A 14,010-nucleotide genomic window follows, 5' to 3' on the forward strand; every position below is an offset into this window, starting at 1 on the left:
CGGAGTCGCCGCCATGTCATCCGCCCTGTCCGCCGCACCTGCCACCGCCCGCATCATCGCCCTGGACGTCCTGGACGTGCGTTTCCCGACGTCCGAGCACCTGGACGGGTCGGACGCGATGAACCCCGAGCCCGACTACTCCGCCGCCTACGTCGTCCTGCGCACCGACGCCGGCGACGGCCACGAAGGCCACGCCCTGGCGTTCACCACCGGGCGCGGCAACGACGTCCAGGCCGCCGCCATCGCCGCGCTCGCCCCGCACGTGGTCGGCCTGTCGGTCGACGAAGTCTGCGCCGACCTCGGCTCGTTCTCCCGTTCCCTCGTCCACGACCCCCAACTGCGCTGGCTCGGCCCCGAGAAGGGCGCCATCCACATGGCGACCGGCGCGGTCGTCAACGCCGCCTGGGACCTGGCCGCCAAGCGGGCCGGCAAGCCCGTATGGCGCTTCCTCGGCGAGATGTCGCCCGAAGACCTGGTCGCCCAGGTCGACTTCCGCTGGCTGTCCGACGCCCTCACCCCCGAGGAGGCGCTGGACATCCTGCGCCGCGCCGAGCCCGGCCGCGAGCAGCGCATCGGCCGCCTCATCGACCAGGGCTACCCCGCCTACACCACCACCCCCGGCTGGCTCGGCTACTCCGACGAGAAGCTGGCCCGCCTCGCCCGCCAGGCCGTCGCCGACGGCTTCACCCAGATCAAGCTGAAGGTCGGCGCGTCCCTGGAGGACGACGTACGCCGCATGCGCACCGCGCGCGAGACCGTCGGCGACGGCATCCGCATCGCCGTGGACGCCAACCAGAGGTGGGACGTCCAGCCCGCGATCGACTGGATGAGCGCCCTGGCCCCCTACCAGCCGTACTGGATCGAGGAGCCCACCTCACCCGACGACATCCTCGGCCACGCCGCCGTGCGCAAGGCCGTCAGCCCCATCAAGGTCGCCACCGGCGAGCACGTCGCCAACCGCGTCGTCTTCAAGCAGCTCCTCCAGGCCGGCGCGGTGGACATCGTCCAGATCGACTCCGCGCGGGTCGGCGGAGTCAACGAGAACATCGCGATCCTGCTGCTCGCCGCGAAGTTCGGCGTCCCGGTCTGCCCGCACGCCGGTGGCGTGGGCCTGTGCGAGATGGTCCAGCACCTGTCGATGTTCGACTACGTCGCTGTCTCCGGCACGACCGAGGACCGCGTCATCGAGTACGTCGACCACCTGCACGAGCACTTCGTCGACCCGGTCCGCATCGTCGACGGCCACTACCTCGCCCCCACGCTGCCGGGGCTGAGCGCGCAGATGCACCCCGAGTCCCTCAAGGAGTACGCCTACCCCGACGGCCCCGTCTGGACCGCCCGTGCCTGACGCCGAGGCCCTCGTCGACGCCCACCACCACGTCTGGGACCTGGACGTCCGGCCGCAGCCCTGGCTGGACGAGCCCGCGCACGAGCCGATCCGCCGCAACTTCAGCTCGCACGCCCTGCGATCGGCCGCGACCCGGCCGATCGCCGGACGGCGGCTGACGAGCACGGTGGTCGTGCAGTGCGTCGCCTCCGTGCCCGAGACCCGCGACCTGCTCGTCCTGGCCGACAGCGACCCCCTGATCGGCGCGGTCGTCGGCTGGGCGGACCTGACGTCCCCCGTGATCGGCGACGTACTCGACGACCTGCGCACCGGGCACGCGGGCCGGTATCTGCGGGCCCTGCGCCACGTCGTGCAGGACGAGTCCGACCCGCAGTGGCTCGGGCGGCCGGAAGTGGAAAGGGGCTTGCGGGCGGTCGCGGAGCGCGGGCTCGGATACGACGTGCTGATCCGCAGCCACCAGTTCCCGCAGGCGATCCGTCTCGCGCGGTGGCTCCCCGAGCTGCCACTCGTGCTGGACCACGCAGGCAAGCCGCCGCTCGCCGGCGGTGAACTGGCCGACTGGGAACGCCAGGTGCGTCTGCTGGCCGCTCACCCGCACGTGGTCTGCAAGGTGTCGGGGCTGATCACCGAGGCGGACCACGAGAGGTGGACCGTCGACGACATCCGCCCCGTGTGGGACGTACTGCTCTCCGCCTTCGGCCCCGATCGCCTGATGTTCGGCTCCGACTGGCCGGTCGCCAACCTCGCGGGCGGCTGGAACCGCTGGGCCGCCACCGTGGACGAACTCCTCGACGGCTGCTCCGGCACCGAGATCCACGCGGTGCTCGCCGGTACCGCGACCGCCTTCTACCGCCTGACCCCTGACCCGACGAAGGAGGGGACGTCGTGCTCCTGACGGAACTGCTGCACCCCGGGAGCCTCGAATCCCTGGCCGGAGCCGGCCACGGCGCCCGCGTACTGCTCGCCGACGGCCACTACCCCGCGAGCACCGCCACCGGCGAGCGCGCCCGGACCGTCCACCTCAACCTGGCCCCCGGCCTGCTCGACGTCACCACCGTCCTCGACGTCCTGCTGCGCGCCCTGCCCGTCGAGTCGGCCCACGTCATGGTGCCGCCCGAGGGCGAACCGGAGCCGCCCGCCATCGCCGAGTACCGCTCGATGCTGGCGCCCGTCCCCGTCGAAACGCTCGGCCGCTTCGAGTTCTACGACGCCGCCCGCTCGCCCGACCTGGCGCTGGCGATCGTCACCGCCGACACCCGTACCTACGCCAACCTGCTGCTGACCATCGGCGTCCGCGCTGAAGGGACCCTGACGACACGATGACACTCGCCGCCCGTTACACGTCCGCCCGCACCCTGGACACGGCTCCCGTCGAGCCCTTCCCGCCGGGACCCGGCGAGGTGGAGCTGGCGCCCGCCTTCGTCGGTATCTGCGGTACCGATCTGCACATCTTCCACGGCGACATGGACGCGCGGGTCCGGACGCCCGCCGTTCTGGGGCATGAGATGTCCGGCCGGGTCGTGCGGGTCGGGCCGGGAGTGGAGGGCTGGGCGCCCGGTGACGCGGTCACGGTGATGCCGTTGCGCTGGGACGACACCTGCCCGGCCTGCCGCGCCGGCCATCAACACGTCTGCCAGCACCTGGACTTCATCGGCATCGACTCCCCGGGTGCGATGCAGCAGCGCTGGACGGTGCCGGCCTCGACGCTGATCCGGCTGCCGGAGTCGCTCGCGCTGGACCGGGCCGCGCTGGTGGAGCCGACCGCGGTGGCCGTGCACGACGTGGGCCGGGCGAAGGTCGCCGAGGGCGAGAAGGTCGTGGTGGTCGGCGGCGGGCCGGTCGGCATCCTGATCGCGTTGGTCGCGCGGGCCGCTGGCGCCGAGGTCCGGGTGGTGGAGCTGAGCCCGCACCGTCGGCTGCTTGCCGAAGAGTTGGGGCTGGCCACCTGGGATCCGGCGGCCACTGACGTGCCCGAGCTGGTCCGTGAGTGGACCGGGGACGCGGGCGCGGACGTCGCCTTCGAGGTGTCCGGCGCGGCCGGTGGCGTGGACACGGCCGTGGACGTGCTGGGTGTGCGGGGCCGGTTGTGCCTGGTCGCCATCCACCCCCGGCCCCGTGAGATCAACCTGCACCGCTTCTTCTGGCGCGAACTCACCCTCATCGGCGCCCGGTTGTACGACCGCTCCGACTTCGAGAATGCGGTGGCCCTGGTCGCGGACGGCACCATCCCGGCCGAGCGGCTGATCAGCAAGGTCGTCCCGCTCACCGAGGCGCCCGCCGCGTTCGAGGCGCTGGAGGGCGGTGGCAACGTGATGAAGATCCTCGTGGACTGCACCGACGACACCCAGGGAGCCACCGCATGACCGCCTTCGACCTCACCGGGAAGCTCGCCGTCGTCACCGGGGCCCGGCGCGGCATCGGCCGGGCCATGGCCCGCGCGCTCGCCGAGGCCGGCGCCGACATCATCGGAGTGAGCGCCTCGCTGGAGGAGTCCGGCAGCGCGGTGGAGAAGGACGTCCTCGCCGCGGGCCGTACGTTCGAGGCGATCCGGACGGACTTCGCCGACCCCGAGGCCGTACGGGCACTGGGCGCGGACCTCGCCGGGCGTGAGCGGCCGGTGGACATCCTGGTCAACAACGCGGGCACCATCCGCCGCGCTCCGGCCGCCGAACACACCGACGCGGACTGGGAGTTGGTGCTCCAGGTCAACCTCAACGCGCAGTTCGCGCTGACCCGTGCGGTCGGCGCCCCGATGGTGGCCCGCGGACAGGGGAAGGTCATCTTCACCGCCTCGCTGCTCAGCTTCCAGGGCGGCATCACCGTCCCCGGCTACACCGCGGCCAAGCACGGCATCGCCGGGCTGACCAAGGCGCTGGCCAACGAGTGGGCGCCGCACGGGGTGAACGTCAACGCGCTCGCGCCCGGCTACATCGCCACCGACAACACCCAGGCGCTGCAGGACGACCCCGTGCGCAGCAAGGCGATCCTCGACCGCATCCCGGCCGGACGCTGGGGCGACGCCGACGACCTGGGGGGCGCCACGGTGTTCCTCGCCTCGGACGCCGCCGCCTACGTCCACGGCGTCACCCTGCCCGTCGACGGCGGATGGCTCGGCCGATGAGCGGCGGCGACCTGAGCGCCGTACTGGCCGGCGCCCGCCTGATGCCGGTCCTGACGGTGCGGCGCGTCCCGACAGCCGGCCCGCTGGCCGACGCGCTGGCGGCGGGTGGTGCCCGGTGCGCCGAGGTCACCTTCCGCACGCCGGACGCCGAGCAGGTGCTCAAGGAGATGGCGGCACACGGTGGCCTGACCGTCGGCGCCGGCACGGTCCTCACCGCCGAGCAGGCGGAGCGGGCCGTGTGGGCCGGGGCCCGGTTCGTGGTCTCGCCCGGCTTCGACGAGGAAGTCGTCGCGAAGTGCCGCGAGCTGGACGTGCCGGTGGTGCCCGGCGTCGCCACCGCCACCGAGCTGATGCGCGCCCTGAAGGCGGGCCTAGACACGGTCAAGCTCTTTCCAGCCGAGCCGCTCGGCGGCCTGCGGACGCTGCGCGCGCTCGCGGCTCCCTTCCCCGGTACGCGCTTCGTGCCGACCGGCGGGATCGGAGCCTCCCGCCTGGCCGCCTACCTCGCCCACCCGGCGGTCCTCGCCGTCGGCGGCAGCTGGATGGCCACCGCGGAACACCTGCGGCGGGGCGACTACGAGGAGATCCGCCGGCTGACCGCCGAAGCGGTGGAGAGGAGCGTGACGTGATCGACGTGGTGGCCCTGGGTGAGGTGATGCTGCGCTTCGACCCGGGTGAGGGACGGATCAGCACCGCCCGTTCCTTCCAGGTCTGGGAGGGCGGCGGCGAGTACAACGTCGTACGCGGACTGCGGCGCTGCTTCGGGCTGCGCACAGCCGTCGTGACCGCCCTCGCCGACAACGCCGTGGGCCGGCTCGTCGAGGATCTGATCCTCCAGGGCGGCGTCGACACCTCCCTGATCCGCTGGACACCCGACGACGGCATCGGCCGCACCGCCCGCAACGGCCTCAACTTCGTTGAGCGCGGCTACGGCATCCGCGGCGCGCTGGGTGTCAGCGACCGCGCCCACACCGCCGTCTCCCAGCTGCGGAAGGGAGACGTCGACTGGGACGCGGTGTTCTCGGCCGGAGTGCGCTGGTTCCACACCGGCGGCATCTTCGCGGGCCTGTCCGACACCACGGCGGACGTCGCCGACGAGGCCATGGCAGCGGCCCGCCGCCACGACGTCACCGTTTCCTACGACCCCAACTACCGCCCCAGCCTCTGGGCCGGCCGGGGCGGAGCCGACCGGGCCCGCGAGGTCGACCTGCGCCTGGCCCGGCACGCCGACGTCGTGGTGGGCGCCCTCGGCCTGTCCGGGACGCACCCCGGCGACGTGCGGGTCGGTGCCGACGAGGTGCCCGACGCACTCGCCTCCCTCGCCGCCCTCCTGCCCGACGCGAAGGTGCTGGCGACCACCCTGCGCGAGGTGCCCTCGGCCGGCGTCAACGACTGGTCCTCCGCCGCCTGGTCCGCCGAAACGGGATGCGTCACCGGCCCCCGGATGCCCGGCCTGCACGTCCTGGACCGCATCGGCTCCGGCGACGGCTTCGCCGCCGGCCTGATCCACGGCCTGCTCGCCGGCACCGGCCTCGAACGCGCCCTCGCCTACGGCACCGCGCACGGCGCGCTCACCATGACCACGCCCGGAGACGTCTCCATGGCCTCGCTCGCCGAGGTCGAGGCGCTCGTCGCGGGCGGCTCGCCCCACGTCAGACGCTGACCGGCGCCCCCACCGCCCGTACCCAGGAGCACGACTTGCACCAGCGGAAGATCCAGAACACGGCCGTCTCACTCACCGGGCTCGGCTTCGGGGCATCCGTGATCGGCAACCTCTACCGCGTCACCCCGGTCGACGACGCGAACGCCGCCCTGGACACGGCGTGGGACGCCGGCATCCGCTACTTCGACACCGCACCGCACTACGGCCTCGGCCTCTCCGAGTGCCGCCTGGGCGCCGCCCTGCGCGGCCGCCCGCGCGCCGAGTACGTCGTCTCCTCCAAGGTGGGCAGGCTGCTGGTGCCCAACGAGCGGCCACGCGGCATGGACAGCGAGGGTTTCGTCGTACGGGACGACCTGCGCCGGCAGTGGGACTTCAGCCGCGACGGCGTACTGCGCTCCATCGAGGACACCCTGGAGCGCACCGGCCTTGACCGCCTCGACATCGTCTACCTGCACGATCCCGACGACCACTGGCGGCAGGCCGCCGAGGAGGCCATGCCCGCACTCGCCGACCTGCGCGACCAGGGCGTGGTCGGCGCGATCGGCGCCGGCATGAACCAGTCGGCGATGCTCGCCCGCTTCCTGCGCGAGACCGCCGCCGACGTGGTGATGCTCGCCGGCCGCTACACGCTCCTCGACCAGTCCGCACTGGACGACGTCCTGCCCGCGGCGCGGGAACACGGCAAGAGCGTCGTCGCCGTCGGCGTCTTCAACTCCGGACTGCTCTCCCGAGACCGGCCGACCGAGGGCATGAAGTACGACTACCAGGACGCCCGGCCGGCCATGGTCGCCCGTGCCCGGGCGATCGCAGAGGTCTGCACCGCACACGGGACCACCCTGCCCGCGGCCGCGATCGCCTTCCCGCATACCCACCCCAGTATCATCAACGTCACCCTCGGCATGCGGACTCCGGAACAGGTCGAACAGAACGTGGAACTCCATGGTCAGCGCGTTCCGGACGGCCTCTGGGACGATCTGCGCGCGCAAGGGCTGATCAGGTCGGACGTGCTCTGGGAGCACGATGGGGGGAGGGGTGTGCGGTGTCTCTGACGGACAAGGCCATCGAGCAGATCCGTGAGCTGATCCGGACCGGTGCCCTGCCCCCGGGCTCGAAGCTCCCGCCGGAGCCGGACCTGGCCGCGCAGCTGGGGCTGTCCCGCAACCTCGCCCGCGAGGCGGTCAAGGCGCTGGCCGTCGCGCGGGTCCTGGAGGTCAGGCGGGGCGACGGCACGTATGTGACCAGTCTCCAGCCGAGCCTGCTGCTTGAGGGGCTCGGCGGTGCGGTGGAACTGCTGCAGGGCGACTCGGTCGCCTTGCAGGACCTCATGGAGGTTCGGCGCCTCCTCGAGCCGATGGCCACGGCACTCGCCGCCACGCGGATCACCGATGAGCAGCTGGCGGAGGTGAAGCGGCACCTGGACGCGATGCGTGAGGCCCGCGACGACGTCGAACGGCTCAACGTCCACGACGCCGCCTTCCACCGCGCCGTGGTCTCGGCCACCGGCAACGAGACCCTCCTCACCCTCCTGGAAGGGATCTCCGGCCGCACGCTGCGCGCCCGTATCTGGCGCGGTCTGGTCGACGACAAGGCCGGAGGCCGCACCCTGGCCGAGCACGAGGCGATCTTCAACGCCCTGTCCGCCCGCGACGCCGCCCTCAGCCAGGCCGCGGCCCTGCTGCACGTGAACAACACCGAGCAGTGGCTGAAGGAGCACCTGCGCTCGGGCGAACCCCTGCCCTTCGGGACGACCAAGGAGAAGTGACGGGCGTACGTCCGGTCAGCCGAACCGCGCCGCGACGGCCGCCCCCTCGCGTACGAAGACGGGGACGCGCTCCAGCGGAGCGTCGGCGTCGAGTGTCGTACCGCCCGCCACCGTGCGCCCGGTGACCGGATCGAGCCAGTGTGCTCCGGACGGCAGGTACACCCGACGGGTCCGCGCGCCCGCCTCGTACACGGGCGCGACCAGCACATCCGGACCGAGCAGGAACTGGTCGTCCACGTCCCAGGCCCGCTCGTCGTCGGGGAACTGGAAGAACAGCGGGCGCATCGGCGGCGCGCCCGTGCGGTGGGCCTCCTCCGACAGCTCCCTCAGGTACGGGCGCAGCCGCTCGCGCAACCGCAGGTGCTCCCGGAGGATGCCGTAAGCCTCTTCGCCGTAGGACCAGACCTCGTTCGGCCCGCCGCTCATGTCCGCGGAGAACGTGGGGTGGTTGGGTTCACGGTCGCCGTGCAGGCGCATGACGGGGCTGAAGGTGCCGTACTGGAACCACCGGATCAGCACCTCGCGGTAGGCGGGGTCGTCCGGGTCGCCGCCGCCGAAGCCGCCGATGTCGGTGTTCCACCACGGGATGCCGCTCATCGCGACGTTCAGTCCGGCCCTGATCTGGCGCGACAGGGAGTCGAAGGTGGTGGGGATGTCGCCGGACCACAGCGCGGAGCCGTACTTCTGGCTGCCGGCCCACGCGGACCGGACCAGCGACAGCGGCCGGTCGTCGCCGGCCGCGGCCAGGCCCTCGGCGACGGCACGGGTGTGCAGCACGGGGTAGAGGTGCGCGGCTTCGGAGGCCGGCCCGGCGGCGTAGACGGCGCGCTCGGCGGCCTCCCGGCTCAGGTCGGGCTCGCAGGCGTCCAGCCAGAAGCAACTCACGCCCAGTGCATGGTAGTTGTCGCGCAACCGCTGCCACAGTGCGGCGCGCGCTCCGGGGTGGGTGGCGTCGTAGTACGCCATCGGGCGCATCGGTTCCTCGGTGCTGCGCGACGGCCATGGGAAGGTGAGGAGGCCGCCGTCCGCGTCCCGCACGAGGTGCCCGGACGCGCGCAGTTCGTCGTAGGTGTCACTGCCGGGCTCGACGGTCGGCCACACCGAGACCGCCAGCCGCACCCCGAGTTCGGTGAGCTCCTTGACCATGGCGGCGGGATCGGGCCACTCGCTCTCCTCGAAACGCCAGTCGCCCATGCTCGGCCAGTGGAAGAAGTCGCAGACGATGACGGACAGCGCCAGTCCGCGCTCCTTGTACTGCCGTGCCACCGCGAGGAGTTCGTCCTGGGTGCGGTAGCGCAGTTTCGACTGCCAGAAGCCGGACGCCCAGTCGGGCAGGAGGGGCGGCCGTCCGGTGACGTGGGTGTACGCGTCGATGATCTGGGCCGGGATGTCGCCCGCGGTGACCCAGTAGTCGACGCGCCCGCCGCCGTCGGCGGTCCACCGGGTGGTGTCGGTGCCCAGCTCGACACGGCCGGTGGCGGGGTTGTTCCACAGCAGTCCGTAGCCGCGCGAGGAGTGCAGGAAGGGGATGGCGGCCACGGTGTTGCCCTGGACCAGGTCGATCACACAGCCTTTCTGGTCCAGGAGCCCGTGCAGATGCTGTCCGAGGCCGTGCAGCCGTTCACCGTCGTACCCCTCGAAGTGCTGTTCCGTACGGCCGCCCGCCGCATGGACGCGGGGACCGTCGTGGTGGTGGTACGGAGCCTTCTCGGCGAGCAGTTCACGACCCGAGTCGGCGTGCAGGAACCGCAGCCGGCCGTGGGCCGAGGCCTCGACGGCGATGCGGCCGTTGACCAGGCGGGCGGATCCGTCGTCCCGTGCGGACAGTTCGGCGTGCGGGGCGGGGGAGGAGCTCTCCAACGCGCCGGGGGCGTCGGGGTCGAGGGCCCCGGCAGCGGCCCGGACCCGGACGCCGTGGGGGCCCCAGGCCTCGATACGGAGGATCTCTTCGGCGGTGTGCCGTTCCAGACCGCCCGCGCGGATGCTGTAGGGCAAGGCGATTCCTCTCGGAGCGGGAGTCATCCCGCGGTCGGAGTGGTCCACTTCTGGGGGAAGGTTCGGGCCGGTGGTGCGCCAACGCGGCCCCTTTGACGTCCTATGTATGGCTCCCCGTGTCGGGTCAGCTCGTCACGCGGAAGGTGGCGTCGCCGCGTCCCGTCGCGGTGGTGATCGGGTCCAGGCGCAGTGCGTACGCGTAGTGGCGGATGTACCGGTCGGGGTGGCTGTACGACTGGAAGGACGACCAACTCGAGTCGGCGAGCCCGGCGACCTGGCGGAAGGTGGCGTCCGCGGCGAACTGAGGAGTGCCGTCGTTGTGGACCAACTGGAAGTCGTAGTTCGAGTGCCGCAGGAAGTACCCCGGGAAGTTGACCGACTCGAAGGAGACGGTGCCGGAGCCCGCGAGGCCGGGCCTCAGCCGGAAGCGGGAGTCGTCGGCGGGGCTGACGTTCGGGTCGATGCGCACGTCCATGTTGGTGTGCCGTATGTACCGGTCCTGGAAGTTGAACGACTGGATCCGGTTGGCCGCGGTGTTGGGCCAGCGGGCGAGCACACGGCTCTCCTCGGCGGCCGTCATGTTCAGGATCCAGCCGTGGCGCTTCTTGGTGCCGCCCATGTTGTAGCTTCCCGACGCCTGCTTCTGGTAGGCGGCGGGATCGGACGGGTCGGTCGTCACGACCGGCAGGTAACCGCCGTTGCTCGCGTACTGGTCGAGGTAGAGCCCCCACTTGTCGGTGCCGTTGAACTTCATCCACATCGGGCCCTCGACCTGGGAGCCGGTCAGACCGATGCCGGAGAGGTCGCCGATCCTGGTCCATGTCCCCAGGATCGAGTTGCTGCCTTCGAGGGTGATCTGGCCGTCGCCGGAGGCCCGTACGTAGCGGAAGTCGCCCACTCCGGAGGGCACCTCGATGATCTGGGTGTCGATGATGTTCTGGGTGCCGGGGCGGTCGATGTAGAGCTGCGGGGTGGTGATGGTGCGGAAGTCGCTGGTGCGGGCGTAGTAGATGCGGTGCTTCAGCACGCCGTTCAGCGTCGCGTTCGTCGCCCAGTACAGGACGTAGTCGTTGGTGGCCGGGTCCCGGATCGCCTCCGGTGCCCAGGCGTTGCGGCCGTCGGGGATCGCGCCGGCGACGTTGAGCAGCCACGGCTGGGACCAGGTGACCAGGTCCTTCGACTCCCACACCACCAGGTTGCGGCTGGCGTTGTTCACGGCCTGATCCCAGTTCTGCCCGCAGCCGATGCACAGGTCGGTCGCGACGATCCAGTACTTGCTTCCGTCGGGGGATCTCACGAGTGCGGGGTCGCGCACCCCCCGCGTGCCGACCGTGGAGCGCAGGACCATGCCGCCGCCGTTGAGGTCGTTCCAGTGCAGGCCGTCCGTGCTGTGCGAGAGGTACATCTGCTGACCGGTCGACCCCTCCCCGGTGAAGTGCACCATCAGGTAGCCCGGGTCAGCGGCGACGGCAGGCTGCGGCGTGGTCAGGACTTGGCCTGCGAAGAGGAGGCATACGGCGATCAATATCGCCGACAGCCGGGCACGAAGCGCGGACATGGCAACTCCTGTCGTTCTGCGAACGCTCTGCGGCTCCGGAGATGTTCGACTTATCGAACGATGTTCGTAAGTTCGGGCAGACGTTAAGTGTGGGCAGCGAGAGGCGTCAATACTTCCGGCAACCGCCTTGTGGTTAAGGCTTTAATCACTCAACGTTCTGGCCGACGGCCGCCGGGCCGACCGTCAGGTCGGACATGAGGGAAGCGGTGGAAGCGACGAGTTCGCAGGTGCCGGTGCGCCGACGCACCGTCCCTCCGGTCGTTGCGGCGCGATGGGTGCTGTGGACCTTTGTCATCGCCAACTTGGCGATCGTCGAGGTCCTGTTCCTCAATGCCGGGACCGGGCAGAACGGGGTGCTCACGGTCGCCAAGCTCTTCGCGAGGCTCGACGACGCGTCAATGCTGAAGATCTTTTTCGCGCTGGCCGGAGTGCCGGCCTCGCTGCTCGGGATGGTGGCGGCGGCGCTCGTCGTCGTGGTCGCCTCGGTCTCCGCCCGAAAGGTGAGGCGGCGGCTGCGGCAGGAGACCTGGCACGGCCTGCACCTGCTGATGTAGCTCGTTGCACCGGACGCGGCCCGGCGCGCTCCTGATCGCCGGAGGGGTGGGGATCACGCCGGTGCGGGCACTGCTGGAGGAGGAGGCGGCGGCCGGCGATGTCGTCGTGCTCTACCAGGTGCGCAGCGAGCAAAACGCCCTGCTCGTCGACGAGGTACGGGCCCTGGTCGCGGACCGCGGTGGCGAGCTGCACCTGCTGACCGGCCGCACGGGGGAGGGGAGCACGCCGTTCGAGCCGGACGGTCTCCGCGCCCCGGTGCCCGACATGGCCGAACGCGACGTGTACGTCTGCGGCCCGCCCGCGAGGACCTCGGTCGTGCTCAGCGCGCTGCGCGGCCTGAAGGTCCCGCACCGGCAGGTACACGCCGAGCGGTTCGGCCTGGCCTGAGAAGTTCGGCTTCCGCGCCCGTGGGCGGCCGGTACGCAAGCCATGATCGATCCGAATAACCTTCGTCGAGCAGGACTCGGACGTGGGTGATGCACGGCACGGCCTCACTCCAGCCGGGGGACGTCCGCGGCGGCAGACGATTCGACAAAGGAGAGGCCGATGAGCGTTCTCGACGGAATTCTCGCGGGAGTTCGCGAGGACTTGGAAGAGCGTAAGCGCGCGACGCCGCTGGCGGAGCTGCGCTCCCGGGCGGCGGACGCGGCACCCGCACTCGACCCGCTGCCCGGTTTCCGGGCGCCCGGGGTGTCCGTCATCGCCGAGGTGAAGCGCAAGAGCCCCAGCAAGGGAGCGCTGGCGGACATCCCCGACCCCGCCTCCCTCGCGGCCCAGTACGCGGCCGGCGGTGCCGCCGCGATCAGCGTGCTGACCGAGAGCAGGCGGTTCGGCGGCTCCCTCGCGGATCTGGACGCCGTACGGGCCCGCGTCGACGTGCCCGTCCTGCGCAAGGACTTCATCGTCGACCCCTATCAGCTGTGGGAGGCCCGTGCCCACGGCGCCGACCTCGCCCTTCTCATGGTCGTGTCGCTGGACGACGCCCAGCTCGCCGACCTGATGGCACTGTGCAAGGAGTTGGGTCTCACGCCGCTCGTGGAGGCGCACACGGCCGACGAAGTGCGCCGCGCCGTCGCCGCGGGAGCCGAGCTGCTGGGCATCAACGCGCGGGACCTGACGACGCTGGACGTGGACCGCAAGGTGTTCGCCGAACTCGCGCCGGCCATCCCAGAAGGCACCGTCAAGGTCGCCGAATCCGGCGTGACGGGCCCCAAGGACGTGGCGGAGTACCGCGGTTGGGGAGCCGACGTGGTGCTGGTCGGTGAGGCACTGGTCCGCTCCGGGGACCCGAGCACCGCCGTGCGCGACTTCATCGAGGCGGCAGGGGCGTAACCGCGCACGGCACCCGCACCCAACCCGACACCTCCCCCGAGGAGCCCTCCATGACCGCTGCCTTCCACGTCCTGACCACCGGCTACGCCGACGAGCGGGTGGCCGGCACCGTCACCCTGCTCGTCGACGGCGACAAGGTCGTGATCGTAGATCCCGGCATGGTCGCGGACCGCCGGCTCATCCTGGACCCGCTCGCGCACCAAGAACTCAACCCGGAGGACGTGACCGACGTGATCTTCAGTCACCACCATCCGGACCACACGCTGAACGCGGCCCTGTTCCCCGAGGCCCGCTTCCACGACCACATGGCGATCTACCAGAACGACATCTGGGAGGACCGCGCCGCCGACGGATACCAGGTGTCGCCGTCGATCTCGCTCATGACGACCCCCGGACACACCGCCGAGGACGTCAGCACTCTGGTCACCTCCGACGAGGGCCTGGTGGTCCTGACCCACCTGTGGTGGACCGCCGAGGGGCCTGCCGACGACCCCTTCGCGCCCGATCGCGAGCTGCTGCGGGCCGCCAGGGAGAAGGTCCTCGCCCTCGGCCCGGCGCTGATCGTGCCGGGCCACGGCGCACCGTTCGTGCCGTCGGCGTCGACGCCCGTCTAGCCGGCCGCCCACCTTCGTCGTCCAGTCATGGACCATCGGCCGATTCCGTCCCGCCCTTCCGC

At 71.5% G+C, this 14,010-nt stretch carries 15 protein-coding genes; 13 read left to right on the top strand and 2 right to left on the bottom strand.

The window, feature by feature from the left end; genetic code table 11:
- The first annotated feature begins 13 nt into the window (after positions 1–13).
- The 9 genes from ACIRD7_RS14275 to ACIRD7_RS14315 are packed head-to-tail and all read left to right on the top strand — an operon-like array spanning position 14 to position 7,894.
- On the top strand, positions 14–1,348 hold the full coding sequence (locus tag ACIRD7_RS14275; protein ID WP_403453110.1) for an L-fuconate dehydratase: 1,335 nt from the start codon (positions 14–16) through the stop codon (positions 1,346–1,348).
- Positions 1,341–2,243 carry an amidohydrolase family protein gene (locus tag ACIRD7_RS14280; protein ID WP_403453111.1) on the top strand — a complete coding sequence of 301 codons (903 nt, stop codon included), beginning with the start codon at positions 1,341–1,343 and terminating at the stop codon, positions 2,241–2,243. Before ACIRD7_RS14275 ends, ACIRD7_RS14280 begins: the two co-directional genes overlap by 8 nt.
- A complete protein-coding gene (locus tag ACIRD7_RS14285; RefSeq protein WP_403453112.1) occupies positions 2,234–2,671 on the top strand; it encodes an RbsD/FucU domain-containing protein in 438 nt (145 codons plus the stop codon). The genes ACIRD7_RS14280 and ACIRD7_RS14285 overlap by 10 nt, the downstream gene beginning before the upstream one ends.
- Positions 2,668–3,711 carry a zinc-binding dehydrogenase gene (locus tag ACIRD7_RS14290; protein ID WP_403453113.1) on the top strand — a complete coding sequence of 348 codons (1,044 nt, stop codon included), beginning with the start codon at positions 2,668–2,670 and terminating at the stop codon, positions 3,709–3,711. The genes ACIRD7_RS14285 and ACIRD7_RS14290 overlap by 4 nt, the downstream gene beginning before the upstream one ends.
- Positions 3,708–4,469: an SDR family oxidoreductase gene (locus tag ACIRD7_RS14295; protein WP_403453114.1), complete on the top strand. Its 762-nt coding sequence runs from the start codon at positions 3,708–3,710 to the stop codon at positions 4,467–4,469. Before ACIRD7_RS14290 ends, ACIRD7_RS14295 begins: the two co-directional genes overlap by 4 nt.
- Entirely contained in the window at positions 4,466–5,098 is a 633-nt protein-coding gene (locus tag ACIRD7_RS14300; protein WP_403453115.1) for a bifunctional 4-hydroxy-2-oxoglutarate aldolase/2-dehydro-3-deoxy-phosphogluconate aldolase, read from the top strand. The genes ACIRD7_RS14295 and ACIRD7_RS14300 overlap by 4 nt, the downstream gene beginning before the upstream one ends.
- Positions 5,095–6,132, top strand: a complete 1,038-nt coding sequence (locus ACIRD7_RS14305; protein ID WP_403453116.1) for a PfkB family carbohydrate kinase — start codon at positions 5,095–5,097, stop codon at positions 6,130–6,132. Before ACIRD7_RS14300 ends, ACIRD7_RS14305 begins: the two co-directional genes overlap by 4 nt.
- Positions 6,133–6,167: 35 nt before the next feature.
- Positions 6,168–7,181, top strand: coding sequence for an aldo/keto reductase (locus ACIRD7_RS14310; protein WP_403453117.1), 1,014 nt, complete (start codon positions 6,168–6,170; stop codon positions 7,179–7,181).
- Positions 7,172–7,894 (top strand): FadR/GntR family transcriptional regulator, encoded by a 723-nt coding sequence (locus ACIRD7_RS14315; RefSeq protein ID WP_403453118.1) that lies wholly within the window; start codon positions 7,172–7,174, stop codon positions 7,892–7,894. The genes ACIRD7_RS14310 and ACIRD7_RS14315 overlap by 10 nt, the downstream gene beginning before the upstream one ends.
- A 15-nt stretch (positions 7,895–7,909) precedes the next feature.
- Here the strand turns inward: ACIRD7_RS14315 and ACIRD7_RS14320 are convergent, their stop codons facing one another.
- Positions 7,910–9,889 (bottom strand): TIM-barrel domain-containing protein, encoded by a 1,980-nt coding sequence (locus ACIRD7_RS14320; protein WP_403453119.1) that lies wholly within the window; start codon positions 9,887–9,889, stop codon positions 7,910–7,912.
- A 124-nt stretch (positions 9,890–10,013) separates the two neighbouring features.
- Positions 10,014–11,447 (bottom strand): glycoside hydrolase family 43 protein, encoded by a 1,434-nt coding sequence (locus tag ACIRD7_RS14325; protein ID WP_403453120.1) that lies wholly within the window; start codon positions 11,445–11,447, stop codon positions 10,014–10,016.
- A gap of 194 nt (positions 11,448–11,641) precedes the next feature.
- On the opposite strand from ACIRD7_RS14325, the gene ACIRD7_RS14330 reads away from it, so the two are divergent.
- The 4 genes from ACIRD7_RS14330 to ACIRD7_RS14345 all read left to right on the top strand — a co-directional run bounded on the left by ACIRD7_RS14330 (position 11,642) and on the right by ACIRD7_RS14345 (position 13,948).
- Positions 11,642–12,001, top strand: coding sequence for a hypothetical protein (locus ACIRD7_RS14330; RefSeq protein ID WP_403453121.1), 360 nt, complete (start codon positions 11,642–11,644; stop codon positions 11,999–12,001).
- A gap of 4 nt (positions 12,002–12,005) precedes the next feature.
- A complete protein-coding gene (locus ACIRD7_RS14335) occupies positions 12,006–12,389 on the top strand; it encodes a hypothetical protein (RefSeq protein ID WP_403453122.1) in 384 nt (127 codons plus the stop codon).
- Positions 12,390–12,548: 159 nt separating this feature from the next.
- Positions 12,549–13,334, top strand: coding sequence for an indole-3-glycerol phosphate synthase TrpC (gene trpC, locus ACIRD7_RS14340; RefSeq protein ID WP_126398594.1), 786 nt, complete (start codon positions 12,549–12,551; stop codon positions 13,332–13,334).
- Positions 13,335–13,384: 50 nt separating this feature from the next.
- Positions 13,385–13,948 (top strand): MBL fold metallo-hydrolase, encoded by a 564-nt coding sequence (locus ACIRD7_RS14345; protein ID WP_403453123.1) that lies wholly within the window; start codon positions 13,385–13,387, stop codon positions 13,946–13,948.
- Positions 13,949–14,010: the final 62 nt, after the last annotated feature.

The sequence above is a fragment of the Streptomyces sp. NPDC093568 genome (assembly GCF_044764945.1).
GTDB lineage: Bacteria > Actinomycetota > Actinomycetes > Streptomycetales > Streptomycetaceae > Streptomyces.

Coding starts and splice junctions, on each gene's coding strand:
- ACIRD7_RS14275 (WP_403453110.1), top strand. CDS start 14: ATGTCATCCGCCCTGTCCGCCGCACCTGCCACCGCCCGCATCATCGCC.
- ACIRD7_RS14290 (WP_403453113.1), top strand. CDS start 2,668: ATGACACTCGCCGCCCGTTACACGTCCGCCCGCACCCTGGACACGGCT.
- ACIRD7_RS14295 (WP_403453114.1), top strand. CDS start 3,708: ATGACCGCCTTCGACCTCACCGGGAAGCTCGCCGTCGTCACCGGGGCC.
- ACIRD7_RS14300 (WP_403453115.1), top strand. CDS start 4,466: ATGAGCGGCGGCGACCTGAGCGCCGTACTGGCCGGCGCCCGCCTGATG.
- ACIRD7_RS14325 (WP_403453120.1), bottom strand. CDS start 11,447: ATGTCCGCGCTTCGTGCCCGGCTGTCGGCGATATTGATCGCCGTATGC.
- ACIRD7_RS14330 (WP_403453121.1), top strand. CDS start 11,642: ATGAGGGAAGCGGTGGAAGCGACGAGTTCGCAGGTGCCGGTGCGCCGA.
- trpC (WP_126398594.1), top strand. CDS start 12,549: ATGAGCGTTCTCGACGGAATTCTCGCGGGAGTTCGCGAGGACTTGGAA.
- ACIRD7_RS14345 (WP_403453123.1), top strand. CDS start 13,385: ATGACCGCTGCCTTCCACGTCCTGACCACCGGCTACGCCGACGAGCGG.